Origin of the sequence: Cribrihabitans marinus (assembly GCF_900109035.1) — a bacterium.
GTDB lineage: Bacteria > Pseudomonadota > Alphaproteobacteria > Rhodobacterales > Rhodobacteraceae > Cribrihabitans > Cribrihabitans marinus.
Genome location: NZ_FNYD01000005.1, coordinates 250,636 through 275,721, shown reverse-complemented (window position 1 = coordinate 275,721; position 25,086 = coordinate 250,636). Strand labels below are relative to the sequence as shown.

The following is a 25,086-nucleotide window of genomic DNA, read 5'->3' as shown; positions in this document are numbered from 1 at the left end:
TCAGCCGGTCCGGCGTTCGTCAAAGCTCAGCGCGATGAACCGGGGCAGGTGGTCGCCCAGTCCGACGACCTTCTTGGACTCTCCGCGCTCGCGCTTGCCGCGTCCGCGCGACCGGTCCTCGCCGCTTTCGGCGCGCGCGGGCGCTGGTTCGGCCTGCTTTTCGGGCGCGTCGGCCTGCTCGGTCTCGGCCGGAGCCTTGGGTGGCGTCTCGGCCTTCTGCTCGGCTGGCGCCTCGGTCCTGGGTCCGGATTTCCGGCGACGGGACGGTTTGGCGGCTTCCGTCACCTCCTCCACCTCGGCGGGGGCGTCGGATTTCAACGGGTTGTCGAGGCGCGGGATGTCCTTCTGGATCAGCTTCTCGACCGCCGCCAGTGCCTTCTCGTCGCGCGGGATGCAGATGGTGATCGCCTTGCCGTCGCGCCCGGCGCGGCCGGTGCGGCCGATCCGGTGCACGTAATCCTCGGGATGGCCCGGCACGTCGTAGTTGATCACATGGCTGACCGCCGGCACGTCCAGGCCGCGCGCGGCCACATCCGACGCGATCAGCAGCCGCAGCGAGCCGTCGCGGAACCCGTCCAGCGTGCGCGTGCGCTGCGACTGGTCCAGGTCGCCGTGGATTGGGGCAGCGTCATAGCCGTATTTCTTGAGCGATTTCGCCACGATATCCACATCCGTCTTGCGGTTGCAGAAGATGATCGCGTTCTTGCACTTGTCGCCCTCGCCGTCGATCAGCGCGCGCAGGACCTTGCGTTTTTCGCTGGCCTCGCGGTCGCGGCGCGAACCCTTGAACATCAGCACGCCCTGCTCGATGGTCTCGGAGGCGGTGGCCTGGCGGGCCACCTCGACCCGCGCGGGGGCGGTCAGGAAAGTGTTGGTGATGCGCTCGATCTCGGGCGCCATCGTGGCCGAGAAGAACAGCGTCTGGCGGGTGAATGGCGTCAGCGAGAAGATCCGCTCGATATCCGGGATGAAGCCCATGTCGAGCATCCGGTCGGCTTCGTCCACCACCATCACCTGAACACCGGTCAGCAGCAGCTTGCCGCGCTCGAAATGGTCCAGCAGGCGGCCCGGCGTGGCGATCAGTACGTCGACGCCCTTGTCGATCAGCTTGTCCTGTTCCTTGAAGCTGACGCCGCCGATCAGCAGCGCCTTGGTCAGCTTCACATGCTTGGAATAGGTGTCGAAATTCTCGGCCACCTGGGCGGCCAGTTCGCGCGTCGGACACAGCACCAGGCTGCGCGGCATCCGGGCGCGGGCGCGGCCACGGGCCAAGAGCGTGATCATCGGCAGCACGAAGCCTGCCGTCTTGCCGGTGCCGGTCTGGGCAATGCCCAGAACGTCGCGGCCTTCGAGTGCGGGGGGAATCGCGCCCGCCTGGATCGGTGTGGGCGTTTCATAGCCGGCTTCTTCGACGGCCTTGAGAACCTTGGGATTCAGGTTGAGTTCGCTAAACTTTGTCATATGTGTCCGATGGTTGCGGACACTGACCTGGCCCGCGCGTGCATGTGAGCCGGGTCCGTTTGACCGGGCGCGTCAGTGCACCCTTCGGCTGATGAGCGCGGAATAGCAAAATGCCCCGGGAGGGTCAAATGCCGATGCAAAAAGGCCGCGTTTTCCGGGCTTCTCGCGGTTTTCAGGGCACAGGCTGCGCGTGTCGGGGGAAATGCCGGGCCAGACTTTCGTTCAGGTTGAGTTCGCGCAGGCGCAGCAACCCCTCGGCCGACAGCCTTTCGCGCAGCGCGGGCGTATCGACGCAGAGCGTGTCGAAGATCTTGCGCAGCCCCTCCGGCCCGTCGGTCCGTTCGGCGAGGGACATCAGGTCGTGCAGGGTCATGCCACCCTGCGGGCGGGGCCGGCCGGGCCTCAATTCGGACCGGTAGGAGCCCTGCGCCAGCCGATAGCGGTAGAGCGACAGCCAATGCTCCCAATCCGCGGCATGAAAGTGGCACAGATCCATGCCCGCCAACTCGGTCTGGCCGGGATTTTCGACGCCGCCTGCATAGACGTTGTGGATGCGGAACGACACGTCGGGGCGGCCGGTGCGCAGGAACAGCTTGCCCTGGACATGGCTGAGAAAGCCTGCGGGCACATGCGCCCCGATCCCGGGATAGATCCGCTCTGCGATGGCGGCGCGACCGGGCCCGGGTGGAACCGGCGCCTTGAACGCGCCGCCATCGCCGGCCAGCGCCTCGATCGGCCGGACGCGGGCGCAGAAGATGTCCGAAGGCAGCGCCGCCAGTTGCGTGGCCACGGGGCGGTCGGACCAGAGGAATTCATCCACGTCGATATGCGCCAGCCAATCGACCTCGGCCCTGGCATAGGTGCGGGTCGCGTTGGCGCTCTGGCGAACCTGGTGCTTGTCCGGGCGCGGCTTGCCGGTGCGGGCCCAGAAATCCGCGTCGCAGTCGAAGACCCGAACCTTGGGATGCGCCTTGAGCGCGGCATGTGCCTGCGGATCCGCCGCGTCGAGATGGATATAGAGCCGGTGCGCGCCCAGCTCGATGTGATGGGCGGCAAAGCGCAGTATGTCGCGTGTCGGGGCCTTGACGGTCGCAACGAGGCCCCAGGTGGCGGTCACACCATCATCTCCTTGGTGGCGCTCAGCGTCACCTCGGGGTAATCGCGTTCCACCCGGTCGATATCCCATTGCAGGCGGGTCAGGTAAACGATGTCGCCGTCATGGTCGTGGGCGATGTGCTGCTTGTTGGCAGCGGTGAACTTGTCGACCGCTGCCTTGTCGCCCGAGACCCAGCGGGCGGAGGTGAATTGCGACGCCTCGAAGCGCACCGGCAGGCCGTATTCCAGCTCGATCCTGCTGGCCAGCACCTCGAATTGCAGCGCGCCGACGACGCCCACGACAAAGCCCGAGCCGATCGAGGGCTTGAACACCTTGGCGGCGCCCTCTTCGGCGAATTGCATCAGCGCCTTTTCCAGGTGCTTGGCCTTCATCGGATCGCCCGCGCGCACCCCTTGCAGCAGCTCCGGCGCAAAGCTGGGGATGCCTGTCACGCGCAACGGTTCGCCCTCGGTCAGCGTGTCGCCGATGCGCAGCTGGCCGTGGTTCGGGATGCCGATGATATCGCCGGCCCAGGCCTCTTCGGCCAGCTCCCGGTCGGAGGCGAGAAAAAGCACCGGGTTCGAGATCGCCATCGGTTTCTTCGAGCGCACATGGGTCAGCTTCATGCCGCGCCGGAAATGCCCCGAGGCCATGCGGACGAACGCCACCCGGTCACGATGCTTGGGGTCCATGTTGGCCTGAACCTTGAACACGAAGCCCGAAACCTTTGACTCCTCCGGGGAAATCTGGCGCGGCTCCGCCGATTGCACCTGCGGTTCCGGGCCGTAGGCTCCGATGCCGTTCATCAGCTCCTTGACCCCGAAGGAATTGATCGCGGACCCGAACCAGATCGGCGTCATGTGCCCCTCGAGCACGGCCTGCGGATCGAGCGCGGGCAAGAGTTCGCGGGCCATCTCGACCTCTTCCAGCAGCTGCGCCAGCAGATGCCCGGGCACGTTCTCGGCCAGCTTGGGGTCGTCAAGCCCGTTGATCTCAATGCTTTCCGCGACCTTGTTGCGGTCGGCCCGGTCCATCAGTTCCAGCCGGTCGCGCAGGATGTCGTAGCAGCCGATGAAATCGCGGCCCACGCCGATGGGCCAGCTGGCCGGGGTCACGTCGATCGCCAGCGTCTCCTGGATCTCGTCGATGATGTCGAACGTGTCGCGGCTCTCGCGGTCCATCTTGTTGCAGAAGGTCAGGATCGGCAGGTCGCGCAGCCGGCAGACTTCGAACAGCTTGCGCGTCTGGCTCTCGACCCCCTTGGCGCCGTCGACCACCATCACCGCCGCATCCACGGCGGTCAGCGTGCGATAGGTGTCCTCGGAGAAATCCGAGTGGCCCGGCGTGTCGACGAGGTTGAAGCGGAACCTGTCGAAGTCGAACGACATGGCCGAGGCCGAGACGGAGATCCCGCGGTCCTTCTCCATCGCCATGAAATCCGACCGGGTGCGCCGCGCCTCGCCCTTGGCCCGGACCTGTCCGGCCATCTGGATCGCGCCGCCGTAAAGCAGGAACTTCTCGGTCAGCGTCGTCTTGCCCGCGTCCGGGTGCGAGATGATCGCGAAAGTGCGACGCCGCGCGATTTCGGGCGGCAGTTCGGGACGGTTCGGCGACGGGTCAAGCATGTGCGGGCGTATAGGTAAGCTTTGGGGGGCGTGCAAGAAAATTGGCGTATCCGGAGGCCGACGGTGCGTAGGATGGGGTTCAACCCCATCCTACGGCCGGCGGCTTCGCGTCTGCCGATACGAGAAAGCGCGGCCCTCAGATCGTCCTGCGTGGCGATGTTCGCAGCCTTCGCGGCCGTCTCCAATGGCTTTGCCTTGCCCGTTCAGTCGTCGAAGTCGTTCCAGATGGCCGGCAATGCCTCGGACTTCGGGTCGGTCTCGGGCGCCTCGAACCGTGCCGGGACGGGGCCTGCTCGGCGATCCCGACGGCAGCAGCCTGCGCGGTGGCGGCATCGAATGCGCTCCTTCCCCTGGCCATGGCGCCAAGCTGCCGGGTCTTGTCGCCGATCACATCCATGGCGTGCATCCGCGCCTTGATGGCGGAATCTCCTGTCGTCGGACAACCGCCGCCCTTTAACGAATCGATCGGCCGTGGTATGAGAACAATTCATGAACAAACTGCAGGGAGTCTCGATATGTCGCTCAAGGACATTGCCGAAGAACTGGTCGCGGGATGCCGCGAAAACCGCGCCCGGGCCAATCTGGACAAGCTCTATGCGCCCGATGCGGTCTCGGTCGAGGCCAGCGATCAAGGTATGCCGCGCGAGACCAGGGGGCTGGACGGGATCAAGGGCAAGCATGACTGGTGGGAAAACGCGATGGAGGTGAGTGGCGGCGATGTCAGCGACCCGATGCTGCATGGCGAGGACCGGTTCGCGGTGATCTTCGAGGTGAAGGGCCGCGAAAAGGAAAGCGGCAAGGACTTCGAGATGAAGGAGGTCGCCGTCTATCACGTGGCCGATGGCAAGATCGTACGCGAGGAGTTCTTCTACTAGCTCCATCGGCGCGGGCCGGCCGGAGGGGGCTGGCGCAGGCCCGCGCGGCAGTGTCTACTCGGCGCCGGAAACCGAAGAGGAGGCAAAAGATGGATCTTGGAATTGCCGGCAAGCGGGCGCTCGTCTGCGCGTCCAGCAAGGGCCTGGGCCTGGGATGCGCGCAGGCGCTGGCGGCCGCCGGGGTCGACCTGGTGATGAACGCCCGTGGCGAGCAGGCGCTTGAGGCCGCCGCGCGAGAGATCCGCGACGCGCATGGCGTGGCGGTCGAGACCGTGGCCTGCGACGTGACCAGCGCCGAGGGGCAGTCACAGCTTCTGGGCGCGGCCGGCGAAGTGGACATCCTGGTGACCAATGCCGGCGGGCCGCCGCCGGGCCTGTGGTCGGACTGGGATCGGGACGATTTCATCGCCGCGCTGGATGCCAACATGCTGACACCCATCGCGCTGATGCGGGTTCTGCTGCCGGGTATGATGGCGCGCGGCTGGGGGCGCGTGGTCAACATCACCTCGCAATCCGTGCGCGCGCCGATCCCGGTTCTGGGCCTGTCGAACGCGGCGCGGACCGGGCTGACCGGCTATGTCGCCGGCACCGCCCGGCAGGTGGCCCCGTCCGGCGTGACCATCAACAACCTGCTGCCGGGCATCCACGCAACCGACCGGGCCGACGCTCTCGATGGAGGTGTGGCCGAACAGAAGGGCATATCGCTGGACGAGGCGCGCGCCGAACGCCAGGCCACGATCCCGGCGCGCCGCTATGGGCAGGCCGAGGAATTCGGGGCGGCCTGCGCCTTCCTGTGTTCCCGGCATGCCGGCTTCATCGTCGGTCAGAACATCCTGCTGGATGGCGGCGCCACCAATCTCACGATGTGACATGGCGCAGGGGTTTTCGCTCAAGGACCAGCTGTTCAATGCCGAAACGGTGGACGGGCTGGCCGCGCGCTTCGCCGCGGCGAGCCCCGGTTTCGATGCCAAGGCGTTCCGGGCCGAGGTGCTGGACCGCTTTCCCGAGCTGGAGCTGAAGGCGCGGATCGACTGGATCGCGGACTGCCTGGCGCAGCAGGTGCCCGGAGACCTCGACGCGATCGCCCCGGTGATCCTCCGCGCGCTGCCGCCGCCCTGCGATCCCGCGCGCGCCGATGACGATTTCGGCGAATTCATCTATGCCCCGCTCGGGGAATGGGTGGTCAAGGTCGGGCTGGACAGGCCGGAGCTTGCGCTGGACCTGATCGAGGAGATCACCCAGAGGTTCTCGATGGAATGGGCGATCCGGCCCTTCCTGAACCGCTGGCCCGATGTGGTGCTCGCCCGCCTGCACGCCTGGACGGATCATCCGCACTATCACGTGCGCCGCCTGGTGAGCGAGGGCAGCCGGCCGCACCTGCCCTGGGGGCAAGGCATCGGCCTGACCGCGGCGCAGACCCTGCCGCTTCTCGACCGGCTCCATGCCGATCCCACGCGCTATGTCACGCGCTCGGTCGCCAACCATCTCAACGATATCGCGCGGGGCGATCCAGACGCCGTTCTGGACCGTCTGGCGCGCTGGCGGGCCGAGGGGCGGCAGGACCCGGGCGAACTCGATTGGATGACCGGCCATGCCCTGCGCGGGCTGGTCAAGGCGGGACATCCCGGCGCGATGCGAATGCTGGGCTATGACCCCGACGCGCCGGTCTCGGTAACGCTGACGCTCCCGCAATCAGCGCGTATCGGCGGGGCGTTCGACCTGGTGGTACAGCTTCAAGCAAAAGGCGACGTCTGGGTGCTGGTGGACTACGTGATCCACTTCCAGCGGCCGGGTGGCAAGGTGTCGGCCAAGGTCCACAAGCTGAAACAGGCGGCGTGCCGCGGCGAGTTGCGGCTCGCAAAGACGCACAGGCTGAAGGCCGACGCCACAACCTTCCGGCTGGTGCCCGGGCCGCACCGGGTCGAAGTGATGGTCAATGGACGCGTCCGCGCCAGCGGCGAAGTGGAATTCGTCACATAGACCCGCCGACCAACGCGGCGGGCTCCCCCGGACTCCTGCATTCCTCTCGCGCCAAATACCTCGGAGCGCGAGGCAGAGCCTCGCATCAATAGATCGAGCGCGCCGCAGGCGCTCCGCAGTCCCACACCGGGTCGGCAAAGCCCGCCATCACAACAGCCGCACCAACTTGCCCTTGCGCTTGACGATGTTGCGATAGTCCCACTGAACGCTCTGCGCCTCGACAAGCCATCGGCGCAGCGCATCGCGGTCGATCTGGTCCGGCGCGGTAAAACGCTTCTCGGCCGCCTTGAAACTGCCTTCGGCCGACAGGCCGGGGGCCTCGAACGATTGCCCGCTCCAGAACAGCAGGCGGACGCAATGTTTCAGCTTGCTGTATCCCACGATAGGGTTGCCGCTCAGAAACCAGACCGGATGGGCGTGCCAGACCCTGCTCTCGGCGCCGGTCAGGTGGCGGTCGATCTCTGCCCTGAGCAGGTCGCAGATCGGCCTGTCTGCCGATGCTTGCGCGGCGTGCCAGGCGTCGATGGTGTCATGTCCCATGACCCATCCTAGCACGGGCCGCGCCGCGTGGGGATGGCGCTTGCGTGGGGGGGCGGGGGTTGTTATCCCCGCCCAAGCCCGATGGTTTTGATCGGGAACCGAGGCGAGGCACGGGCGGTGACGGACAACACGCAACCACCACGACTTGAGATCCGCAACCTCGTGCGCCGCTACGAGGGTCGCGTCGTCGTCGATGACGTGTCCCTCAGGATCGGGGCCGGGCAGGTGACCTGCCTGCTGGGCCCGTCGGGCTGCGGCAAGTCCACGACGCTGCGGATGATCGCCGGGGTCGAGATGCAGGACGCGGGCGAGATCCATGTCGACGGACGGCTGATCTGCGACACGGTGGTCCGGGTGCCGCCCGAACGGCGCCAGATCGGGCTGATGTTCCAGGATTTCGCCCTGTTCCCGCATCTGAGCGTGGCCGACAATGTCGCCTTCGGGCTCAAGGGGGCAAAGGAGGAGCGCCGGGCCCGTGTCGAAGAGCTGCTGGACCGGGTCGACCTCCTGCGCCATATCGACGCCTATCCGCATGAGCTGTCCGGGGGTGAGCAGCAGCGCGTGGCTCTGGCGCGCGCCCTGGCGCCACGACCGCGGATCATGCTGATGGACGAGCCGTTCTCGGGCCTCGACAACCGTTTGCGCGACGGTATCCGCGACGAGACCCTGCGCCTGCTCAAGGAAGAGGATACCGCCGTCCTGCTGGTCACGCATGAGCCGGACGAGGCGATGCGCATGGCCGACGAGATCGCGCTGATGCGCCGCGGCCGGATCGTGCAGCAGGGCGCGCCCTACAATGTCTACACAAGGCCTGTGGACAAGGCGGCAGTGGCGTTTTTCAGCGATATCAACGTGTTGCGCGCGCAGGTGAACGGGGCGCTGGCGCAGACGCCGTTCGGCCAGTTTCTGGCACCCGGCCTGCCGGACGGCACCGATGTCGAGATCGTCTTTCGCCCGCAGCATGTGAAGCTGGATTTCGACCGTGGCGGGCGCGGCCCGCTGCCCACGCCCAGCGACGGCGTACCGGCGCGTGGGATCGTCGAGCGGGCGCGGTTCCTGGGCAATGAAAGCCTGGTTGAGTTCCGCATGGCCTCGGACGGCTCGCGGCTGACCGCGACGGTGCCCAATGTCTTCGTCCCGCAGACGGGCCGGGTCATGTGGCTGACGGTGCGGCGCGACCGCTGCTTCGTGTTTCCACTGGGCCGGGGCTGAGCCGCCGACGGCACGCCGGGCTTGTCAGGCGGCGCGCGATCGGGGCTAATGGCCGGGTCAGCGCCGGAGGCCTCATGAAACCGTCTTCCATTCTCACGATCCTCACCTTCTGCGCCGGCCTCGTTGTGGGCCCCGCCCGTGCGCAACAGTCGGATTGGCAATATGCCGCCAGCATCTACCTCTTCATGCCGGAATCCACCACGGCCATCACCACGCCCACGCGGCGGTTGGAATCCACGCTGAGTTTCGGCGATGCGCTGGACAACCTCGACATGGCCTTCATGGGCGCGGTCTCGGCCAGCAACGGGCGGTGGAGCGTCCTGGCCGATTACATGCTCACCGACCTGTCCTTCGGCGCGCCCTCGCCGGATCCGGCTTTTGGCGGGATCAATACCACCCTCAAACTCCAGATCTTCAACGGCTACGTCACCTACCGGGCCCACCAGACCGGCGATGTGCAGGTGGATCTGGGCGCCGGCCTGCGCTGGATGGACACCGACACAAGCCTGACCCTGCTGCCCGGGACCTCACCCCAGATCAGCGCGGCGGCCAACGAGAGCTGGGTGGATCCGGTCATCGTCGCCCGGCTGCGCGCCCGCTTTTCCGACCGCTGGTCCGGAACCGCGCTGGTGGATTATGGCGGTTTCAGCAGCGACGACGAGACCTGGCAGGTCCTGCTGACCGCGGATTACGAGCTGAACGCGAACTGGTTGCTGCGCGGCGGTTACCGGATCATTTCGGCCGACCACCGGCTGGACAACGGCAATGATTTCGAGTTCGAGCAATCGGGTCCGATCCTGGGTGTCACCTACCGGTTCTGAGACGCGGCGTCGGCGCATCGCGGGCTGGCCTTTGCCGGCGGGCTGGTCTATCCCGCGACGCAGGAGTGCTCTGCGAAAGGCTGCCCCATGAGCTATGAGACCCCCGGCCCGGTCGAGGCCGAACTGCGCGACGCGATCAGTCCGATAGAAGAGATCATCGACGCTGCCCGCGCCGGCGAGATGTTCATCCTGGTCGATCACGAGGATCGCGAGAACGAGGGCGATCTGGTGATCGCGGCGGAATTCGCGGATGCCGAGGCGATCAACTTCATGGCCCTGCACGGCCGCGGCCTGATCTGCCTGCCGATGACCGCCGAGCGGATCGACCGGCTGGGCCTGCCGATGATGGCGGTGAACAACTCGTCGCGCCACGAGACCGCGTTCACCGTGTCGATCGAGGCGCGCGAAGGGGTGTCCACGGGCATTTCCGCCGCGGACCGCGCGCTGACCGTGGCCACCGCGATCAACGAGCAGAACACCATGACCAAGCTGGCGACGCCCGGCCACGTCTTCCCGCTGCGGGCGCGGCGCGGGGGCGTGCTGGTGCGCGCGGGCCATACCGAGGCGGCGGTGGACATTGCCCGCCTGGCCGGGCTGAACCCATCCGGCGTGATCTGCGAGATCATGAAACCCGATGGCGAGATGGCGCGACTGCCGGATCTGGTGGAATTCGCCGCCGAACACGGGCTGAAGATCGGCACGATCAGCGACCTCATCGCCTATCGCGCCCGCAACGACAACCTGGTGGTCGAGACCCGGCGCGAGACGGTCGAGTCGAGCTATGGCGGCGCGTGGGAGATGCGGATATTCACCGACCAGACCCACGGGATCGAGCATGTGGTCCTGGTCAAGGGCGACCTCTCGACACCCGAACCGGTGCTGACCCGCACCCATGCGCTGCACGAGGCGTCGGACGTGCTGGGCCTGGGGCCGAAATCGCCGCGCGAATTGCCGGTGGCGATGGAGAAGATCGCGGCCGAGGGGCGGGGTGTCGTCTGCCTGTTCCGCCAGCCGCGCAATTCGCTCTACGCCACCGACGAGGACGGCGTGCGCACGATCAAGCAGACCGGGCTGGGCGCGCAGATCCTGTCCAAGATGGGGCTGCACGAGTTGATCCTGCTGACCGATTCACCCAGCACCAAGTATCTTGGGCTGGACGCCTACGGGTTGTCGATCGTCGGCACCCGCCCGATCCTGACGGAGACCTGACATGGCCGGACACGAGACCCACCATACCCTGCCGCGCCCCGAATTCGACAAGCCGGTGAAGCTGCTGATCGTGGTGGCGCCCTATTACAAGGACATCGCCGACAACCTGGTCGCCGGCGCCAAGGCCGAGATCGAGGCCGTGGGCGGCACCTGGGACGTTGCCTTCGTGCCCGGCGCACTCGAGGTGCCGACCGCCATCGGCATCGCCGACCGGCGCAGCAATTTCGACGGCTACGTGGCGTTGGGCTGCGTGATCCGGGGCGAGACCACGCATTACGAGACCGTGTGCAACGACAGCAGCCGGGCCTTGCAGCTGATGGGCCTTCAGGGTCTGTGCATCGGCAACGGCATCCTGACGGTTGAGACCCGCAAACAGGCCGAGGTGCGCGCCGACGTGACCGGCCAGAACAAGGGCGGCGGGGCGGCCGCCGCGGCCTTGCATCTGATCGCGCTGGGCCGTAAGTGGGGCGCTTCCTCGAAGGGGGTGGGATTCAAGCCCCCCTCCGAGTCCTACCAGATCGCCGGCGACAAGAACGGACCCAGCACCGCATGACCCCCAGCACCGCGCCCAAGAAGGGCACCGACAAGCGCAAGATGAGATCGGCCGCCCGGCTCTACGCCGTTCAGGCGCTGTTCCAGATGGAGCGGTCCGGGCAGATCACTGACCAGGTGATCGCGGAGTTCCTCGATCACCGCTTCGGCGCGGTCTATGACGGCGACGAGATGATCGACGGCGACACCGGCCATTTCCGCAAGCTGGTCGAGGATGCGGTCAGCTATCAGGCGAGGATCGACCAGATGACCGACCGGGCGCTGGTGGCGAAATGGCCGATCGCACGGATCGACCCGACCCTGCGCGCGCTCTTCCGGGCGGCCGGCGCCGAGATGGTGCAGGGCGACACGCCGCCCAAGGTGGTCATCACCGAGTTCGTCGACATCGCGCGCGCCTTCTTTCCCGAGGGTCAGGAACCCAAATTCGTCAATGCCGTGCTCGACCACATGGCGCGCGAGGCCAGGCCCGAGGCGTTCTGAGCGCGCGGGGCTGAGGCCAAGGTGGACATTCGTTTTGCCAAGACGCTAGGATCGATCGGTGTCGCTGAGCCAAGACCTCAAACCAATTCTGGACATTGTCGAACGTGTCGATCCAAGCTTTGCGACGGTCGATCCAGAAACCATTGCTTCTCTTGTCGAAGACGCCCGAAGCCACGCGTCTCAGAATGCGAAAGACCAGTTCCTGTTTTCGGTTATGCGTCTCTTGGCCCTTTCTGGCAATGGGCACACACGTCTGATCCCAAATGATGCAATCTCGGTTCTGCCGCTTCGGTTCGTGACCATCGGCAGATCGGTCTTTCTGACCAAGACGTTATCTCCAAACGTTGAATGCGCTCCCCACAAGCTGATCGCCGTGAATGACTCGCCCGTCGACAGGATCGAACGCGCCGGAGCCTGCCTTCTGGCGGGGACACGGCAAAGGCAGCGCGTGATTGGACCTCTCCTGCTGGCCTGGCCTGCGGCACTGGCGCATTTGGGATTCGCGTCCACCGGTGATGAGACCAGTTACCAACTTCAAAGTGCCGACGGACGCATCACCAGCGTCAAGGTTCCAAACGCCAAGACAGTTCCGGCGTCAGAGATGTACCCAAGGAACGAGCACGGCCAGGTTGATCCCGTCTGGCAATTCGATGGCTACGTGAAAGTTCACGAATGTACCGATAATGGCCTCGCTTTGAGGCTGCCGAGCTTCTTCGATCCTGACGAAAGCGCGTACCCCGAAGCAATCGACAGAGCCGCCACATTGGTGCAGTCACGCCAAGGGAGTTTCCTCGTGATTGATGTTCGAGGCAATACCGGAGGCGACTTCCTGCGGGCAATGCCGTTGATTTATGCAATCACCGAGAGCGCCCGGGAGAGCGGTTGCGCTGTGCTCGTGGACAAGTTTACCTTCTCCGCAGCAATCGTCTTTGTCGCGATCCTCAAGTATCGGCTCGGGCACAAGCTACGGATCGTCGGGGAAGAAATGGGCGATTGCTTGAAGTTCTTTGCGGAAGGTGGGCTCATCGAACTGCCGACAAGCGGAGCTGTTGTTCGCTACTCCTCTGCACTTCACGATTGGGAATCAGGATCAACCGATCAAACGACGCCGCCTGAAATCGCGCGGCAGATAGTACCAGTCCGTAGACTGGAAGTTGATCGGTATTGGGTCTCGACACCGTTCGACACAACGCCGCGAGACATGGTGTATAACAGGCTGATCGAGGACTTGACTTAGCGCGCGAACGGCGGCTTCGTCCCGCATCGCCACCGCCCGCGCCGTCTGCCGCACCCGGACCATTTCGACGCAGGCCGGGCCGGTTTACAAGCGCCATGCATGCTCTAGATTGAATATGGAGCCGAAAAGGAGCAGACCGATGCCCAAGCTGATCCGCCTTTACATCACCCATGTCCTGATCGGGTTCGGGGTGGCCGCCCTGTTCATCGGTGGCCTGCTGTGGCTGAATGTCGGCAACCTGTGGCACCTGATCAGCACGTCGGATATCGGCCTGATGGCGGTGTTCGTGCTGTGGTTCGCAAACGGGATCGTCTTTGCCGGTGTGCAGTTCGCGCTGGCGGTGATGGGCATGGCCGAAAAGAAGGACGGCCCGCGCGGCGGAACGCCCGTGGCGCGCGATCCCGAGCCGGCGCTGGTGCCGGCAACCGGGCGCCGCAAGCGCTGAGCACTTCTCTGAAGGAAAAATGTGGCGGGACCACCAGGATCGACCGTGCGGCGTTGATTCCCGAGGACCTGTTTGCACAGGTGGGTGCCAGGTAATCAGACCAGGGCCTGAACAGAGCCAGCTCCCTCGGAAGTAGTTAAGGCCACCGGAATGCTGCCTGTCACGAGAAGGGCAGAACCCGCCACACGCCTAACTAGGGGTTGGCGTGGGCGGTGACAAGGGGGGCCGGTCAGTCAGGCGGGCTGCGGTTCGTGCAGGGCCGCGCGCATCTCGGCAAAATGCCCGTCCCAGCCCTTGTCCAGCGCCAGGATCATGTCGAAGGCCTCGGCACCCTGCGGCAACCCCTCGTGTTCCAGCGTGAGTTGCGTGCCACCCTCGACCGGAGCAAGGCGCCATTTGACCACGCTGACCGCGTCGCCCATCGGTTTCACGGTAAAGGTGTACTCCAGGTAGTCCGGCGCCCGCGCCTCGCGCACGTCGCCCCAGATCAGCAGGTCGCCGCTGTCGCGGCCGAACATCTCGAACCGGTTGCCCTGGGTCAGCGGGCGTTCGGGCTTGTGGAACCACTCGCCCAGGCGATCGGGCTGGGTCAGGTAGGCCCAGACGGTGTCGGGATCGGCCCGCAGATAGATCGTCTTGCGCAGGATGGCATCGGTCATTTCGGTTTCCTTTCAATGGCTTTCTGAAGGTCGTTGAGGCGGTCGTCCCAGAACCGGTCGAAATAACGCAACCAGTCCAGGACCGGCGCCATGCCGGCGGGGTCGAGGCGAGTGACCCGTTCGCGCCCGCGCGTCCGGACCGTGACCAGCCCGCCGTCGCCCAGCACGGTGAGATGCTTGCGCACCGCGGCGCGGGTCATGTCGAACTTGTCGGTCAGCTGGCCGATGGTCATCTCGTCCCGGGCCAGCAGGCGCACGATGTCGCGCCGCGTCGGGTCGGCCAGGGCGCGAAAGGCCAGTTGTGTCGGATCGGTCATCTGCGGCTTCCTGTTGCGATACCGTTCGGTTTCATAATTGAATAGATACCAAATGGTATCATGTCAAGTGCCGGGTTGATCCTTGATTTTTGTTCACGACTTGTTCACATTTGTCGAATGACACTCGATCTCCAACCCGGCCAGCGGCTGGCCCGCGGCGTCGCCCGGCATCTGGCGGGGCACGGCTTCGTGTCGGTCGAGGAATTCGTGCCCGCCCGCGGGCTGCGCGTGGATGTGCTGGGGCTGGGCCCCAAGGGAGAGCTGTGGGTGATCGAATGCAAGTCGAGCCGCGCCGATTTCCAGTCGGACGGCAAGTGGCAGGGATATCTGGAGTGGTGCGACCGCTACTTCTGGGCGGTCGACACCGCGTTTCCCACCGAGCTGCTGCCGCCGGAGACAGGACTGATCATTGCGGATGGCTATGATGCCGAGATCGTGCGGATGGCCCCGGAGGGCAAGCTGGCCCCGGCGCGGCGCCAGGTGCTGATCCGGAAATTCGCCGCACACGCGGCGCGGCGGCTGCATGTGCTGCGCGACCCCGAAGGCCACGGCGTCTTCGACTTCGACCCGGCCACGCGGTGACGGCTTTGGTCGTCAGGTTCCGGGTCTAGCGCTTCACCGCCCGCGCGGCCTCGGCGGCGGCGCGGATCTCCTCGGCGATGTCATCGGCCTCGTCGGGGTCGAAATCCATCGGGATCTCGGTGCCGCCCGCCTCGATGAACAGCCGGACCATGCCCTGGTCGGTCGGGCCGATCTGCAGGTTTGCCTCGATGTCGCGTTCGGTGTTGATGCTCATGGCGGTCTCCGGGTGGCTGCGGCCGTGCTATCCCGCGCGGGGTTGATAATCAAGCGGCGCAGGGCTCAAATGCGCCATGACCACCGCGACCCTGCGCCCGTTCCGTGCTGATGACGCCCCCTGGCTGGTGGCGCAGCACGGTGCGCTCTACGCCCGGGACGAGGGGTTCGACGCTTCCTTTGCCGAACTCGTCGAAGAGATCCTCGCCGATTTCGCGGCCGGACACGATCCGGTGCGCGAACGCGGCTGGATCGCCGAGGAGGCCGGGCAGCGCCTGGGCAGCATCTTCTGCGTGGCGCAGGACGGGCAGACGGCCAAGCTCCGGCTGTTTCTGCTGCTGCCGTGCGCGCGGCGCCGGGGGCTGGGACGCCACATGCTGCGGACCTGCATGGGTTTTGCCCGCGCGGCGGGCTATGGGCGCATGGTTCTGTGGACCCACGAAAGCCACGCCGCCGCCTGCGCGCTCTACCGCGCCGCCGGGTGGCGCCTGCTGGACAGCAAGCCGGTGCGGTCCTTCGGGGTGGATCTGGTGGAGCAGAGCTGGTCCATCGACCTGTAGGCGAATTGCCGGTCCGGGGCCGCGGATCGGGCCGTTTCTCGGCCACGTGCAATGGCTGCGACAGGTCGCGTTTTTGCTCCGGGTTAGCCCTTGCAATCCGCGGGACCGGAAGCTAAATGGGCGCCAGTGCCGCCTTAGCTCAGTTGGTTAGAGCGCTGGATTGTGGATCCAGAGGTCCCCTGTTCAAGCCAGGGAGGCGGTACCATCCTCCGGCTTCCCGACCCGCATACGCCCGGCTACTCGACGTCGACGCTCTGACGCAGCTTGCCGGTTGTCTTGTCGAAGATCAGGATGCGGTCATCGTCGGTGACCACCGCATACCAGTTCGTTCCGATGGTGACCGCGACCGCATGCGCGCCATCCGGCAGCTCGACCTGGTCGGGCAGGGTGGGGGTGCGGTCTGCGAGGCGGATGACAATCAGCGCGAATGTCACTAGAACCCCGCCAATCATCACCGCGGTCAGCCCCATGACCATGCGCCGAAGCAGGCGCAGCTGGGGCGTTTCCTGCGGGATCTCGGGCTCGGAAGGGTTGGACATGGGCACCCGCCAGATAGGTTTCACGATCGCGGACGCGCCGCCGCCGCGCCTTGATAAGGCGCTTTCGCGCGATGTGCCAGAGAGCGCGGCCCTGTCGCGCACCCGGTTGGCCCGGCTGATCGCCGAGGGCGCGGTGCGGGTGGATGGTATCGTGGTCACCGATGCCAAGGCGCGCGTGGCCGCCGGTGCCGAGGTGACGATCACCGTGGAGGCGGCCGAAGAGAGCCACATCGGGGCCGAGGCGATCCCGCTCGAGGTGGTGCACGAGGATGCCGACCTGATTGTCGTGAACAAGCCCGCCGGGATGGTGGTGCACCCAGCGCCCGGCACCCCCCACGGCACGCTGGTCAATGCGCTGCTGCACCATTGCGGCGCGGACCTGTCGGGGGTCGGCGGGGTCAGGCGGCCGGGGATCGTGCATCGCATCGACAAGGACACCAGCGGCCTGCTGGTGGTGGCCAAGTCGGACGCCGCCCATCACGGGCTGGCCGCGCAGTTTGAGGCGCACAGCGCCGAGCGCCGCTACCTGGCGCTGTGTCACGGCGTGCCCGAGGCAAGCGACCCGCGCCTGCGCGGCGTCAGGGGGGCCAGTTTCGAGCCCGGCAACGTGCTGCGGCTGACCACGCAGCTGGCCCGCCACAAGACCGACCGGCAGAAGCAGGCGGTGGTGTTTCATGGCGGCCGGCACGCGGTGACGCGCGCGCGGGTCCGCGAAAGGTTCGGTCGGCCGCCAGCACTGGCGCTGCTGGAGTGCTGGCTGGAAACCGGACGCACGCACCAGATCCGGGTGCACATGGCCCATGCCGGGCACGGGCTGGTGGGCGATCCGGTCTATGGCGGGCGGCGCAAGCCGGCCGAGCGCGCGCTGGGCCCCGCCGCGACTGAGGCCGTCCGGGCGTTCTCGCGGCAGGCGCTGCATGCCGCGGTGCTGGGGTTCGATCACCCGGTTTCGGGCCAGGCGCTGCGCTTCGAGGCGCCGCCGCCTGCCGATTTCGCGGTGCTTCTGGACACGCTGCGTTCTGCGGCGGCGGATGACACGGACCGCACAACCGCGTGAAACACGGGCCTTTGCGTTTTCTTAATGGAAACTTAATCGCAAACTGGGAGTTGTCTTCTTGAAAGACCCCGGCCTCACCACATATGGTATGTTAAGACCATAAACATTCTCCGATAGGGACTTCCGAAATGGCAAACTATGGAAATCTTCCCGCGCCGACGCCCGAAGGCGGTTTGAACCGCTATTTGCAAGAGATTCGCAAGTTTCCCCTGCTGGAGCCGGAAGAGGAATACATGCTGGCCAAGCGCTGGGTCGAGGAGCAGGACGCCGAGTCCGCGCACAAGATGGTCACCAGCCACCTGCGGCTGGCGGCAAAGATCGCCATGGGCTATCGCGGCTACGGCCTGCCACAGGCCGAGGTGATCTCGGAGGCCAATGTCGGCCTGATGCAGGCGGTCAAGCGCTTCGACCCCGAAAAGGGTTTCCGGCTGGCCACCTATGCGATGTGGTGGATCCGCGCGGCGATCCAGGAATACATCCTGCGGTCCTGGTCGCTGGTCAAGCTGGGCACAACGAGCGCGCAGAAAAAGCTGTTCTTCAACCTGCGCAAGGCCAAGGCACGCATCGGCGCACTTGAGGAAGGCGATCTGCGCCCCGAGAACGTTGCCCAGATCGCCAACGATCTCGGCGTGACCGAGGACGAGGTCATCAGCATGAACCGCCGCATGTCCGGCGGGGACGCTTCGCTCAATGCCCAGGTCGGGCAGGAGGGCGAAGGGTCGATGCAGTGGCAGGACTGGCTGGAGGACGAGGATGCCGACCAGGCCAGCGATTACGAGGCGCGGGACGAGCTGACGGCGCGGCGCGAGCTGATGGCCGAGGCGCTGGACGTGCTGAACGACCGCGAAAAGGACATCCTGACCCAGCGGCGGCTGATGGATCAGCCGGTGACGCTGGAGGAGTTGAGCGGGCAATACAACGTGAGCCGCGAACGCATCCGCCAGATCGAGGTGCGCGCCTTCGAGAAGCTTCAGAAGAAGATGCGCGAACTGGCGCGCGAGCGGGGTATGCTGACCCCGGGCTGATACCCGCCCGACCCGTTTTCTCCGCCGGAGCGATCCGGGCCGGCGGACATACTTGGCATTGGGGCGATCCCGCCGAGATCGATCCTGCCGGCCCCCGGCCGGGACCCGGGATCCTGTCGTGCGCGAGCGAAACCCTTGCCGGGCGGCACTCTCGTCCTGGAACCGCCTCTGGATCGGTCTGGACTGCGAAACTCGAATACGGGATCATGCTGGGACCGGCCTCCGCGTTCAGCGCGGCAGGCCGAGGTCAGGCCGACGGGGCATCGGAGAGAGGAACATGGCCGGAGGATGGTCGCGCGACGGCGCTGTGAACGAACAGATCGAAGCCTCGATCTCGGACGAACTGGCGCGGATGAAGGCGCGCCGCGCGCCGGTGGGCGAAAGCCTGAGTCATTGCGCGGAATGCGAAGAGCCCATTCCCGAGGCGCGGCGTGCGGCGCTGCCCGGCGTGAAGCTGTGCATCGACTGCCAGCAGGAGCGTGACGGCGCGTCCCGGCCGCGCGGCGGGATCAACCGGCGCGGGTCGAAGGACAGCCAGCTGAAGTGACCCCGCGCCGTGACTGCGGAGATGTCATGCGCCTGCGCCGAACAACCGGCGCAGCGCCCCGAACTGGCTGAGCGCAACGCCGCCCAGGATCAGCAGCAGCGACCAGATCAGCGATGGCGGCAGCGGTTCGCCCAGGAACACCCAGCCCAGCAGCACCGCCCAGACCGGCACCTGGTAGTTCGTCAGGCTCATGAAAACCGGCCCGGCGCTGCGCACCAAAGTGACCCGCAGCAGGTTGGCCGCCGCCGTGGGCACCAGGCCCAGAAAGGCCACGATCCAGATCGTGCGCGTGTCAGGCAGGGGCGGAGGCCCCTCGGCGATCCAGGCGGCGGGAAGGATCGCCAGCGCGCCGATCAGCAGCAGAACCGAGGACAGGCCCACGGGGTCCACCGGGGGCAGGCGGCGCATCAGGATCGAACTGACCGCGTAGCAGCCGGTAGCGCCGAGGATCGCAACCCGACCCTGCATCTCCAAGGCCGCGCCGGTCGATCCGAAGGCCTGCGCACCGATGAGCAGCGTCACCCCGGCAAAGCCGATCAGGAATCCCAGAAGCCGCCGCAGGCTCATCCGCTCGCCGGGAATGAACAGGTGGGCCAGCGGCAGGATCATCAGCGCGATGCTGGCCATGGCGACACCGGTGAAGCCCGAGGTGACGAATTGCTGTCCCCATGAGATCAGCGAAAACGGCACCGCTGAACTGAGCACGGCAATCGTCGAGAGCGAAGCCCAGGCCGCCGAATCCGCGGGGCCGAGAAACAGCCGCCCGCCCCGCAGGCGCCAGACCAGTCCGCTGAGCAGCGCGCCGAAGGTCACCCGCCCCGCAGCCAGCCAGAACGGCGTGATCCCCTCGAGAGCCAGTTCGATCACCAGGAACGTCCCGCCCCAGGTCAGGCCCAACAGGGCGACCATGATCCAGCTTCGGGCGGTGATTTCAGGCAGTTGCGTCATGCGCGCTCCGGTTTCGTGCCGCGGCGACAAGAGCCGCGCGCCGCACCGGGGTCAAGCAGGATCGCTTCGATGACGGACGAAAAATGATCCACACCTTGCCAAGTTTTCGCCCGATGAGGGTGGTCGGCTTCGCCTCGACGCAAGCCAAGCGATGGGGATTCGATGAAGCGCGTTGCCGTATTGGTCGATGGTGAAAACCTGAGCGCAGACTTCGCGGCGGAAATTCTCCGCCGTATCGATGGCCTGGGACGTGTCGATGTCAAGCGTGTCTATGGCAACGCCGCCAGCCTGCCGCGTTGGGATCAGGTCAACGGGTTCCGTTTGATCCATTCCGGTTCGGGAAAGAATTCTGCTGACCTGTTGATGGCAATCGATGGGATGGAATTTTCCTGCAGTCATGGGTTCGAAGTCGTGGTGATCTGCAGCTCGGACGGTGACCATTCGCATCTGGCCGCCCGACTGGTCGAACGCGGCGTGTGCGTGGTCGGAATGGGTGAGGACAAGACACCGACACGGTTCCGGGCCGCTTGTTCCGACTTCGAATTGCTACAGCGATCGCGTCCTGCTGCTCCCGCCCCAAAAGTCGAAGTTTCGGCGCTCGATCGGCGCATCAAGGACGTGATCGAGAAAAATGGGAGCGAAGGCGCCACATTGCTTTTGAAGGACCTGAACGGACTTATGCGGGCCCGCTACGGCACGAGGATCAGCACCTATCCTGAGAAGAACTGGCGGACATACCTTGGAAACCGGCCGCAGATCTTCAAAGTCGGCCCCAGGGGGCCGGATGCCGTCGTGCGCGTGAAGCCGGGTGCATTCTGCCAGGAAGATGCCCCCGCCGAACCGCCCGCGGCCCGGGCCGGGACAACGTAGGGGGCGGCGTGATCCGCCGCCCCGTCCTGAATGTGCCGATGCGCGGGCGCGCTCAGTTCTTTTCCTTGTCGACCATCTTGCCGGCCGAGATCCAGGGCATCATGCCGCGCAGCTTCTCGCCGACCTGCTCGATCTGGTGTTCGTCGTTCATCCGGCGGGTGCCCTTGAAGAAGGGCTGGCCGACGGCGTTTTCCTGCATGAAGTCGCGCACGAAGCGGCCGGTCTGGATGTCGTGCAGAACCGCCTTCATCCGTGCCTTGGTCTCGTCATAGGGCAGGATGCGCGGTCCCGAGACGTATTCGCCGTATTCGGCGGTGTTCGAGATCGAATAGTTCATGTTGGCGATGCCGCCCTCATAGATCAGGTCGACGATCAGCTTGACCTCGTGCAGACACTCGAAATAGGCCATCTCGGGCTCGTAGCCCGCCTCGACCAGGGTTTCGAAGCCCATCCGGATAAGCTCGACCAGCCCGCCGCAGAGCACCGCCTGCTCGCCGAAGAGGTCGGTCTCGCATTCCTCGCGGAAATTGGTCTCGATGATGCCCGAGCGGCCGCCACCAATGGCCGAGCAGTAGCTGAGGCCCAGCTCCAGCGCCTTGCCGCTGGCGTCCTGGTGCACCGCGACCAGGCAGGGCACGCCGCCGCCCTTGGTGTATTCGCCGCGCACGGTGTGGCCGGGCCCCTTGGGCGCCATCATGATGACATCGACGCCGGGCTTGGGCTCGATCAGGCCGAAATGCACGTTCAGGCCGTGGGCGAAGGCGATGGCGGCGCCGTCCTTCAGGTTGTCATGGACATATTTCCTGTAGGTTTCGGCCTGCAGCTCGTCGGGCATGGTGAACATGATCAGGTCGCACCAGGCCGCGGCCTCGGCGATGCCCATGACCTTGAGGCCTTCGCCCTCGGCCTTCCTGGCGCTGGCCGAGCCCTCGCGCAGGGCGACGACGACGTTCTTGGCGCCCGAGTCGCGCAGGTTCAGCGCGTGGGCGTGGCCCTGGCTGCCATAGCCCAGGATGGCCACTTTCTTGTCCTTGATCAGGTTGATGTCGCAATCGCGATCGTAATAAACGCGCATGTCTGGTCCTTCCGGTTTGTCTCTGACGCGCTTCTATCCCGGATCTTGCGCCGGATTCGAGAGGTTGCGCCTTGAGTATTTGAAAAAATGGTGAAAGATCATTCGCAGTAGCGGAGATATCCGGAGAAATCATGCTTGATGACATCGACCGCCGGATCCTGCGGCACTACCAGGCCGAGCCGAGCCTGACGGCCGGCGAGCTGGCCGAGCGCTGCCGCATCACCGCAAGCACCTGCGTGCGGCGGCTGGACCGGATGCAGGCGGCGGGGATCCTGCGCGGACAGGAGGCGGTGATCGACTGGGCGGCGCTGGGCTATGCGGTCGAGGTCAGCCTGCGCTTCACCCTGGACAAGACCCAGCCGCGCGCCTTCGACGAGTTCCTGGCCGCGGCGCGCGAGGTGCCCGAGGTGCTGGAGATCCAGACCTTCCTGGGCCGGGTCGATGTGCGCCTGTCGGTGATCGCGCGGGACATGGGCCACTACCAGCAGCTTTACCGGGACCGGATCCTGACCCTGCCGCATATCGCCGACATCGAGGCGCTGATGCATATCGCACGGGTCAAGCGCGACGAGGTGCTGCCGGTATGACCGGGCTGGATGACCTGGACCGCAAGCTCATACGGGCGCTGGCAGTGGATGCCGGGCAGAGCGCCAGCGCCCTGGGCCGGCGGTTCGGCCTGTCGCAGCCGGCGGCGTGGCGGCGCATCCGGCGGCTGGAGGCGGCCGGCATCCTCAACGGGCGCCGGCTGCGGCTGGACGGGCAGGCGCTGGGCTTCGGGGTCACGGTGTTCCTGGGCGTGAAACTGGCGCGCAAGGGCCGGGTGAGCCTGGAGGATTTCGAGCGCGCGGTCAGCGCCATACCCGAGGTGCAGACGGTCGAGCATGTGCTGGGTCTTTACGACTACCGGTTGCGGGTCGTGGCGCGGGATCTGTCGGATTTCGAACGGGTCCTGCGGCGGCGGATCATGACGCTGCCGGGGGCGGGCGATGTCGAGGCCAATGTGCTGCTGAGCGAGGAACGGCTTCCGGGGCCGATCGGGTAGGGCGATCAGTAGCGGGTGCGCAGGCGGAAGCCCGGATGATGGGTCATCCGCGCCAGGGTCACGGGGTTCTCCGGCAGCCAGGTCGTGCGTTCCATCTGCATCACCGGCGTGCCTGTGGGCGTGGCCAGGAATTCCGCCAGCCGCGCGTCGGCGGCGACGGCGGCAAAGCTGATCTCGGCCTCGGTGAAGGGTACTGCATCCAACAGCCATTCGTTGGGACCGGCGCAGGTCAGGTCGGCCTTTTCGATCTCGGGCACCGCGGCGAGGTTGATCCAGCGCTCCTCGAACTGGAAGGGGCGGTTGTCGGCGTAGTGCATGCACAGCACGTGCAGGACCGGCGCCGCGCGGTCCAGGCCCAGCTGCGAACACAGCCAGGCGGGGGCCGGGCCGGTTTGCCGGTCGACCAGCGCATAGCGGTACTCGGCATTCTGCTCCTCGATCACGTGGCGGACGACGGCTATCTCGATCCGGGCCTGCTTGACCGGCGCGCGCATCACCCGTGTTCCGCTGCGGCGGCGGCGTTCGATGAACCCCTGGTCGGCCAGCTCCCGCAGCGCGCGGTTGACTGTCGCCCGGGCACATTCGAATTCCTGCGCCAATTCGGTTTCCGTCGGCAGAAGCGTGCCCTGCGGCCAGATCCGGTCCTCGATCCGGCGTTTGACCTCGTCCCGGACGGTGTGAAAGCTGATGCGTCTGTGCCGTGGCAAGATGACCGGGTTCCCTCGTTACTGGTCCGGGCACGGCGGTTGAATTCGCCCGTCCGGTATACGCACAGGTTGTTTCTAGAGAATGCCGGCTTGACGGGGCAAGCCTGAATAGCGCGATTTTGCAGCGGCTTACGAGGATTTCCCTGGTGACGTAACGGCAAGTCCGGTTGCGCGGGATGGATCCGGCCTGCGGGCCCTTCGCGTTGCGGGAACGGAAAGGGGCCTTTACCTTGGATTGTTCGCGGGTGACAACACCGGGGACAGTCAGAAGGAGGCCGCCCATGCCCGCATTGCTCGATACCGTCGATCCGCAGGGGCTCGAGGAATTCTCGGTCGTGTTCACCGACCGCTCGCTCAACCACATGTCGGCCGCGTTCCAGCAGGTGATGCGCGACATCTCGGAGATGCTGCGCGAGGTCTATGGCGCGCAGGCCGTGGCGGTGATCCCCGGTGGCGGCACCTACGGGATGGAGGCGGTGGCCCGGCAATTCGCCCGCGGCGCGCAGGTCCTTGTCGTGCGCAACGGCTGGTTCTCCTACCGGTGGAGCCAGATCTTCGAGACCGGCGGGCTGACGGCGGGCGCGCATGTGATGAAGGCGTGCCAGGTCGGCAACGACACCCCGCGCCCCTTTGCCCCGGCCCCGATCGACGAGGTGGTGGCGGCGATCCGCGAACGCAGGCCGGACGTGGTGTTCGCCCCGCATGTGGAAACCTCGGCCGGGGTGATCCTGCCCGACGACTACGTGACCGCGATGGCCGCGGCGGCGCATGAGGTGGGCGCGCTCATGGTCCTGGATTGCATCGCCTCGGGCTGTGTCTGGCTGGACATGGCGGCGACCGGGGTGGACGTGCTGATCTCGGCCCCGCAAAAGGGCTGGAGCGCGTCGCCCTGCGCGGGGCTGGTGATGCTGTCCGGGCGTGCAGAGGCCCGTCTGCAGCAGACCGAGTCGGACAGTTTCTCGATCGATCTGAAGAAATGGCGCGACATCATGAAGGCCTATGAGGGCGGCGGTCACGCCTATCACGCGACCATGCCGACCGATGCGCTTCGGGCCTTCCGCGACACGATGGGCGAGACGCGCGCCTATGGCACCGAGCGGCTGCGCGAGGCGCAATGGGCCCTGGGCAACGGGGTGCGCGCGATGCTCAAGGACAAGGGCGTCGTCTCGGTCGCGGCGGAAGGGTTCGGCGCGCCCGGCGTCGTGGTCAGCTATACCGAGGACCCCGAGATCCAGTCCGGCCGGGCGTTTGCCGCCCAGGGCATGCAGATCGCGGCCGGTGTGCCGCTGCAATGCGACGAACCCGAGGATTTCCGCACGTTCCGCCTGGGCCTCTTCGGTCTCGACAAGCTGTATGACGTGGATGGCACCCTGGCGCGGTTGCGGCGGGTGATCGCCCAGGTTCTCTAGGGC

31 protein-coding genes and 1 tRNA gene are annotated in these 25,086 nt (G+C 66.2%); 20 read left to right on the top strand and 12 right to left on the bottom strand.

The features are described 5' to 3' along the window. From BMX57_RS10625 to BMX57_RS21105, 4 genes are all read right to left on the bottom strand, one after another. Nucleotides 1-1,461, bottom strand: a complete 1,461-nt coding sequence (locus BMX57_RS10625; protein WP_092366319.1) for a DEAD/DEAH box helicase — start codon at nucleotides 1,459-1,461, stop codon at nucleotides 1-3. A gap of 172 nt (nucleotides 1,462-1,633) precedes the next feature. After that, on the bottom strand, nucleotides 1,634-2,578 hold the full coding sequence (locus tag BMX57_RS10620; RefSeq protein ID WP_229724225.1) for a glycosyltransferase family 2 protein: 945 nt from the start codon (nucleotides 2,576-2,578) through the stop codon (nucleotides 1,634-1,636). Next, nucleotides 2,575-4,182 carry a peptide chain release factor 3 gene (locus tag BMX57_RS10615; protein ID WP_092366313.1) on the bottom strand — a complete coding sequence of 536 codons (1,608 nt, stop codon included), beginning with the start codon at nucleotides 4,180-4,182 and terminating at the stop codon, nucleotides 2,575-2,577. Before BMX57_RS10615 ends, BMX57_RS10620 begins: the two co-directional genes overlap by 4 nt. A 136-nt stretch (nucleotides 4,183-4,318) precedes the next feature. After that, entirely contained in the window at nucleotides 4,319-4,600 is a 282-nt protein-coding gene (locus BMX57_RS21105) for a cytochrome c (RefSeq protein WP_425304916.1), read from the bottom strand. A gap of 97 nt (nucleotides 4,601-4,697) precedes the next feature. Between BMX57_RS21105 and BMX57_RS10605 the strand changes: the two genes are divergently transcribed. From BMX57_RS10605 to BMX57_RS10595, 3 genes are all read left to right on the top strand, one after another. Next, nucleotides 4,698-5,057: a nuclear transport factor 2 family protein gene (locus BMX57_RS10605; RefSeq protein WP_092366307.1), complete on the top strand. Its 360-nt coding sequence runs from the start codon at nucleotides 4,698-4,700 to the stop codon at nucleotides 5,055-5,057. Between the two features lie 89 nt (nucleotides 5,058-5,146). Beyond that, nucleotides 5,147-5,926, top strand: a complete 780-nt coding sequence (locus BMX57_RS10600; RefSeq protein ID WP_092366304.1) for an SDR family oxidoreductase — start codon at nucleotides 5,147-5,149, stop codon at nucleotides 5,924-5,926. A gap of 1 nt (nucleotide 5,927) precedes the next feature. After that, on the top strand, nucleotides 5,928-7,037 hold the full coding sequence (locus BMX57_RS10595; protein WP_092366301.1) for a hypothetical protein: 1,110 nt from the start codon (nucleotides 5,928-5,930) through the stop codon (nucleotides 7,035-7,037). Between the two features lie 147 nt (nucleotides 7,038-7,184). Here the strand turns inward: BMX57_RS10595 and BMX57_RS10590 are convergent, their stop codons facing one another. Continuing rightward, the gene (locus BMX57_RS10590; protein ID WP_092366299.1) at nucleotides 7,185-7,577 is read right to left on the bottom strand and encodes a DUF1801 domain-containing protein; all 393 of its coding nucleotides are present in this window, start codon (nucleotides 7,575-7,577) and stop codon (nucleotides 7,185-7,187) included. Nucleotides 7,578-7,658: 81 nt separating this feature from the next. Between BMX57_RS10590 and BMX57_RS10585 the strand changes: the two genes are divergently transcribed. The 7 genes from BMX57_RS10585 to BMX57_RS10555 all read left to right on the top strand — a co-directional run bounded on the left by BMX57_RS10585 (nucleotide 7,659) and on the right by BMX57_RS10555 (nucleotide 13,533). Then, nucleotides 7,659-8,789 (top strand): ABC transporter ATP-binding protein, encoded by a 1,131-nt coding sequence (locus BMX57_RS10585; RefSeq protein WP_092366296.1) that lies wholly within the window; start codon nucleotides 7,659-7,661, stop codon nucleotides 8,787-8,789. Between the two features lie 74 nt (nucleotides 8,790-8,863). Beyond that, entirely contained in the window at nucleotides 8,864-9,610 is a 747-nt protein-coding gene (locus BMX57_RS10580; protein WP_092366293.1) for a porin family protein, read from the top strand. 87 nt (nucleotides 9,611-9,697) lie between these two features. Then, the gene (gene ribB, locus BMX57_RS10575; protein WP_092366290.1) at nucleotides 9,698-10,819 is read left to right on the top strand and encodes a 3,4-dihydroxy-2-butanone-4-phosphate synthase; all 1,122 of its coding nucleotides are present in this window, start codon (nucleotides 9,698-9,700) and stop codon (nucleotides 10,817-10,819) included. A 1-nt stretch (nucleotide 10,820) separates the two neighbouring features. After that, nucleotides 10,821-11,372, top strand: a complete 552-nt coding sequence (locus BMX57_RS10570) for a 6,7-dimethyl-8-ribityllumazine synthase (protein WP_092366287.1) — start codon at nucleotides 10,821-10,823, stop codon at nucleotides 11,370-11,372. Continuing rightward, nucleotides 11,369-11,851, top strand: coding sequence for a transcription antitermination factor NusB (gene nusB / locus BMX57_RS10565; RefSeq protein WP_092366284.1), 483 nt, complete (start codon nucleotides 11,369-11,371; stop codon nucleotides 11,849-11,851). The genes BMX57_RS10570 and nusB overlap by 4 nt, the downstream gene beginning before the upstream one ends. A gap of 58 nt (nucleotides 11,852-11,909) precedes the next feature. Next, on the top strand, nucleotides 11,910-13,088 hold the full coding sequence (locus BMX57_RS10560) for a S41 family peptidase (RefSeq protein WP_092366281.1): 1,179 nt from the start codon (nucleotides 11,910-11,912) through the stop codon (nucleotides 13,086-13,088). Between the two features lie 139 nt (nucleotides 13,089-13,227). Further along, nucleotides 13,228-13,533, top strand: a complete 306-nt coding sequence (locus BMX57_RS10555) for a hypothetical protein (RefSeq protein WP_092366278.1) — start codon at nucleotides 13,228-13,230, stop codon at nucleotides 13,531-13,533. Between the two features lie 233 nt (nucleotides 13,534-13,766). Here the strand turns inward: BMX57_RS10555 and BMX57_RS10550 are convergent, their stop codons facing one another. Together BMX57_RS10550 and BMX57_RS10545 are read right to left on the bottom strand one after the other, a co-directional pair. After that, nucleotides 13,767-14,192, bottom strand: a complete 426-nt coding sequence (locus tag BMX57_RS10550) for an SRPBCC family protein (RefSeq protein ID WP_092366275.1) — start codon at nucleotides 14,190-14,192, stop codon at nucleotides 13,767-13,769. Further along, nucleotides 14,189-14,509, bottom strand: a complete 321-nt coding sequence (locus BMX57_RS10545) for an ArsR/SmtB family transcription factor (RefSeq protein ID WP_092366272.1) — start codon at nucleotides 14,507-14,509, stop codon at nucleotides 14,189-14,191. The genes BMX57_RS10550 and BMX57_RS10545 overlap by 4 nt, the downstream gene beginning before the upstream one ends. A gap of 117 nt (nucleotides 14,510-14,626) precedes the next feature. On the opposite strand from BMX57_RS10545, the gene BMX57_RS10540 reads away from it, so the two are divergent. After that, nucleotides 14,627-15,091: an MmcB family DNA repair protein gene (locus tag BMX57_RS10540; protein ID WP_092366269.1), complete on the top strand. Its 465-nt coding sequence runs from the start codon at nucleotides 14,627-14,629 to the stop codon at nucleotides 15,089-15,091. A gap of 25 nt (nucleotides 15,092-15,116) precedes the next feature. Here the strand turns inward: BMX57_RS10540 and BMX57_RS10535 are convergent, their stop codons facing one another. Beyond that, nucleotides 15,117-15,305, bottom strand: a complete 189-nt coding sequence (locus tag BMX57_RS10535; protein ID WP_092366266.1) for a DUF6324 family protein — start codon at nucleotides 15,303-15,305, stop codon at nucleotides 15,117-15,119. A 76-nt stretch (nucleotides 15,306-15,381) separates the two neighbouring features. On the opposite strand from BMX57_RS10535, the gene BMX57_RS10530 reads away from it, so the two are divergent. Further along, entirely contained in the window at nucleotides 15,382-15,864 is a 483-nt protein-coding gene (locus BMX57_RS10530; protein ID WP_092366263.1) for a GNAT family N-acetyltransferase, read from the top strand. A 128-nt stretch (nucleotides 15,865-15,992) separates the two neighbouring features. Next, a tRNA-His gene (locus tag BMX57_RS10525) sits at nucleotides 15,993-16,069 on the top strand. Between the two features lie 31 nt (nucleotides 16,070-16,100). Here BMX57_RS10525 and BMX57_RS10520 read toward each other — a convergent pair. Further along, nucleotides 16,101-16,403 carry a DUF6476 family protein gene (locus BMX57_RS10520; protein ID WP_092366261.1) on the bottom strand — a complete coding sequence of 101 codons (303 nt, stop codon included), beginning with the start codon at nucleotides 16,401-16,403 and terminating at the stop codon, nucleotides 16,101-16,103. On the opposite strand from BMX57_RS10520, the gene BMX57_RS10515 reads away from it, so the two are divergent. The 3 genes from BMX57_RS10515 (at nucleotide 16,402) to BMX57_RS10505 (ending at nucleotide 19,032) form a co-directional block, all read left to right on the top strand. Then, nucleotides 16,402-17,460 carry an RluA family pseudouridine synthase gene (locus BMX57_RS10515; RefSeq protein ID WP_092366258.1) on the top strand — a complete coding sequence of 353 codons (1,059 nt, stop codon included), beginning with the start codon at nucleotides 16,402-16,404 and terminating at the stop codon, nucleotides 17,458-17,460. The genes BMX57_RS10520 and BMX57_RS10515 overlap by 2 nt on opposite strands. A 128-nt stretch (nucleotides 17,461-17,588) precedes the next feature. Then, nucleotides 17,589-18,485 (top strand): RNA polymerase sigma factor RpoH, encoded by an 897-nt coding sequence (gene rpoH, locus BMX57_RS10510; RefSeq protein WP_092366255.1) that lies wholly within the window; start codon nucleotides 17,589-17,591, stop codon nucleotides 18,483-18,485. A 277-nt stretch (nucleotides 18,486-18,762) separates the two neighbouring features. Beyond that, nucleotides 18,763-19,032: a DksA/TraR family C4-type zinc finger protein gene (locus BMX57_RS10505; RefSeq protein WP_092366252.1), complete on the top strand. Its 270-nt coding sequence runs from the start codon at nucleotides 18,763-18,765 to the stop codon at nucleotides 19,030-19,032. A gap of 24 nt (nucleotides 19,033-19,056) precedes the next feature. Here the strand turns inward: BMX57_RS10505 and BMX57_RS10500 are convergent, their stop codons facing one another. Then, on the bottom strand, nucleotides 19,057-19,980 hold the full coding sequence (locus BMX57_RS10500) for a DMT family transporter (RefSeq protein WP_177175434.1): 924 nt from the start codon (nucleotides 19,978-19,980) through the stop codon (nucleotides 19,057-19,059). A 162-nt stretch (nucleotides 19,981-20,142) separates the two neighbouring features. Here BMX57_RS10500 and BMX57_RS10495 point away from each other — a divergent pair, with 162 nt between their 5' ends. Next, the gene (locus tag BMX57_RS10495; RefSeq protein ID WP_092366249.1) at nucleotides 20,143-20,850 is read left to right on the top strand and encodes an NYN domain-containing protein; all 708 of its coding nucleotides are present in this window, start codon (nucleotides 20,143-20,145) and stop codon (nucleotides 20,848-20,850) included. A 52-nt stretch (nucleotides 20,851-20,902) separates the two neighbouring features. Here the strand turns inward: BMX57_RS10495 and ilvC are convergent, their stop codons facing one another. After that, on the bottom strand, nucleotides 20,903-21,925 hold the full coding sequence (gene ilvC / locus BMX57_RS10490) for a ketol-acid reductoisomerase (RefSeq protein WP_092366247.1): 1,023 nt from the start codon (nucleotides 21,923-21,925) through the stop codon (nucleotides 20,903-20,905). Nucleotides 21,926-22,056: 131 nt separating this feature from the next. Here ilvC and BMX57_RS10485 point away from each other — a divergent pair, with 131 nt between their 5' ends. Together BMX57_RS10485 and BMX57_RS10480 are read left to right on the top strand one after the other, a co-directional pair. Beyond that, nucleotides 22,057-22,512, top strand: coding sequence for an Lrp/AsnC family transcriptional regulator (locus BMX57_RS10485; RefSeq protein ID WP_092366244.1), 456 nt, complete (start codon nucleotides 22,057-22,059; stop codon nucleotides 22,510-22,512). Then, nucleotides 22,509-22,967 (top strand): Lrp/AsnC family transcriptional regulator, encoded by a 459-nt coding sequence (locus tag BMX57_RS10480; protein ID WP_092366241.1) that lies wholly within the window; start codon nucleotides 22,509-22,511, stop codon nucleotides 22,965-22,967. Before BMX57_RS10485 ends, BMX57_RS10480 begins: the two co-directional genes overlap by 4 nt. 5 nt (nucleotides 22,968-22,972) lie before the next feature. Here the strand turns inward: BMX57_RS10480 and BMX57_RS10475 are convergent, their stop codons facing one another. Next, on the bottom strand, nucleotides 22,973-23,674 hold the full coding sequence (locus tag BMX57_RS10475; protein WP_092366238.1) for a histidine utilization transcriptional repressor HutC: 702 nt from the start codon (nucleotides 23,672-23,674) through the stop codon (nucleotides 22,973-22,975). A gap of 281 nt (nucleotides 23,675-23,955) precedes the next feature. On the opposite strand from BMX57_RS10475, the gene BMX57_RS10470 reads away from it, so the two are divergent. Then, nucleotides 23,956-25,083, top strand: a complete 1,128-nt coding sequence (locus BMX57_RS10470) for an aminotransferase class V-fold PLP-dependent enzyme (protein WP_092366235.1) — start codon at nucleotides 23,956-23,958, stop codon at nucleotides 25,081-25,083. Nucleotides 25,084-25,086 lie beyond the last annotated feature (3 nt).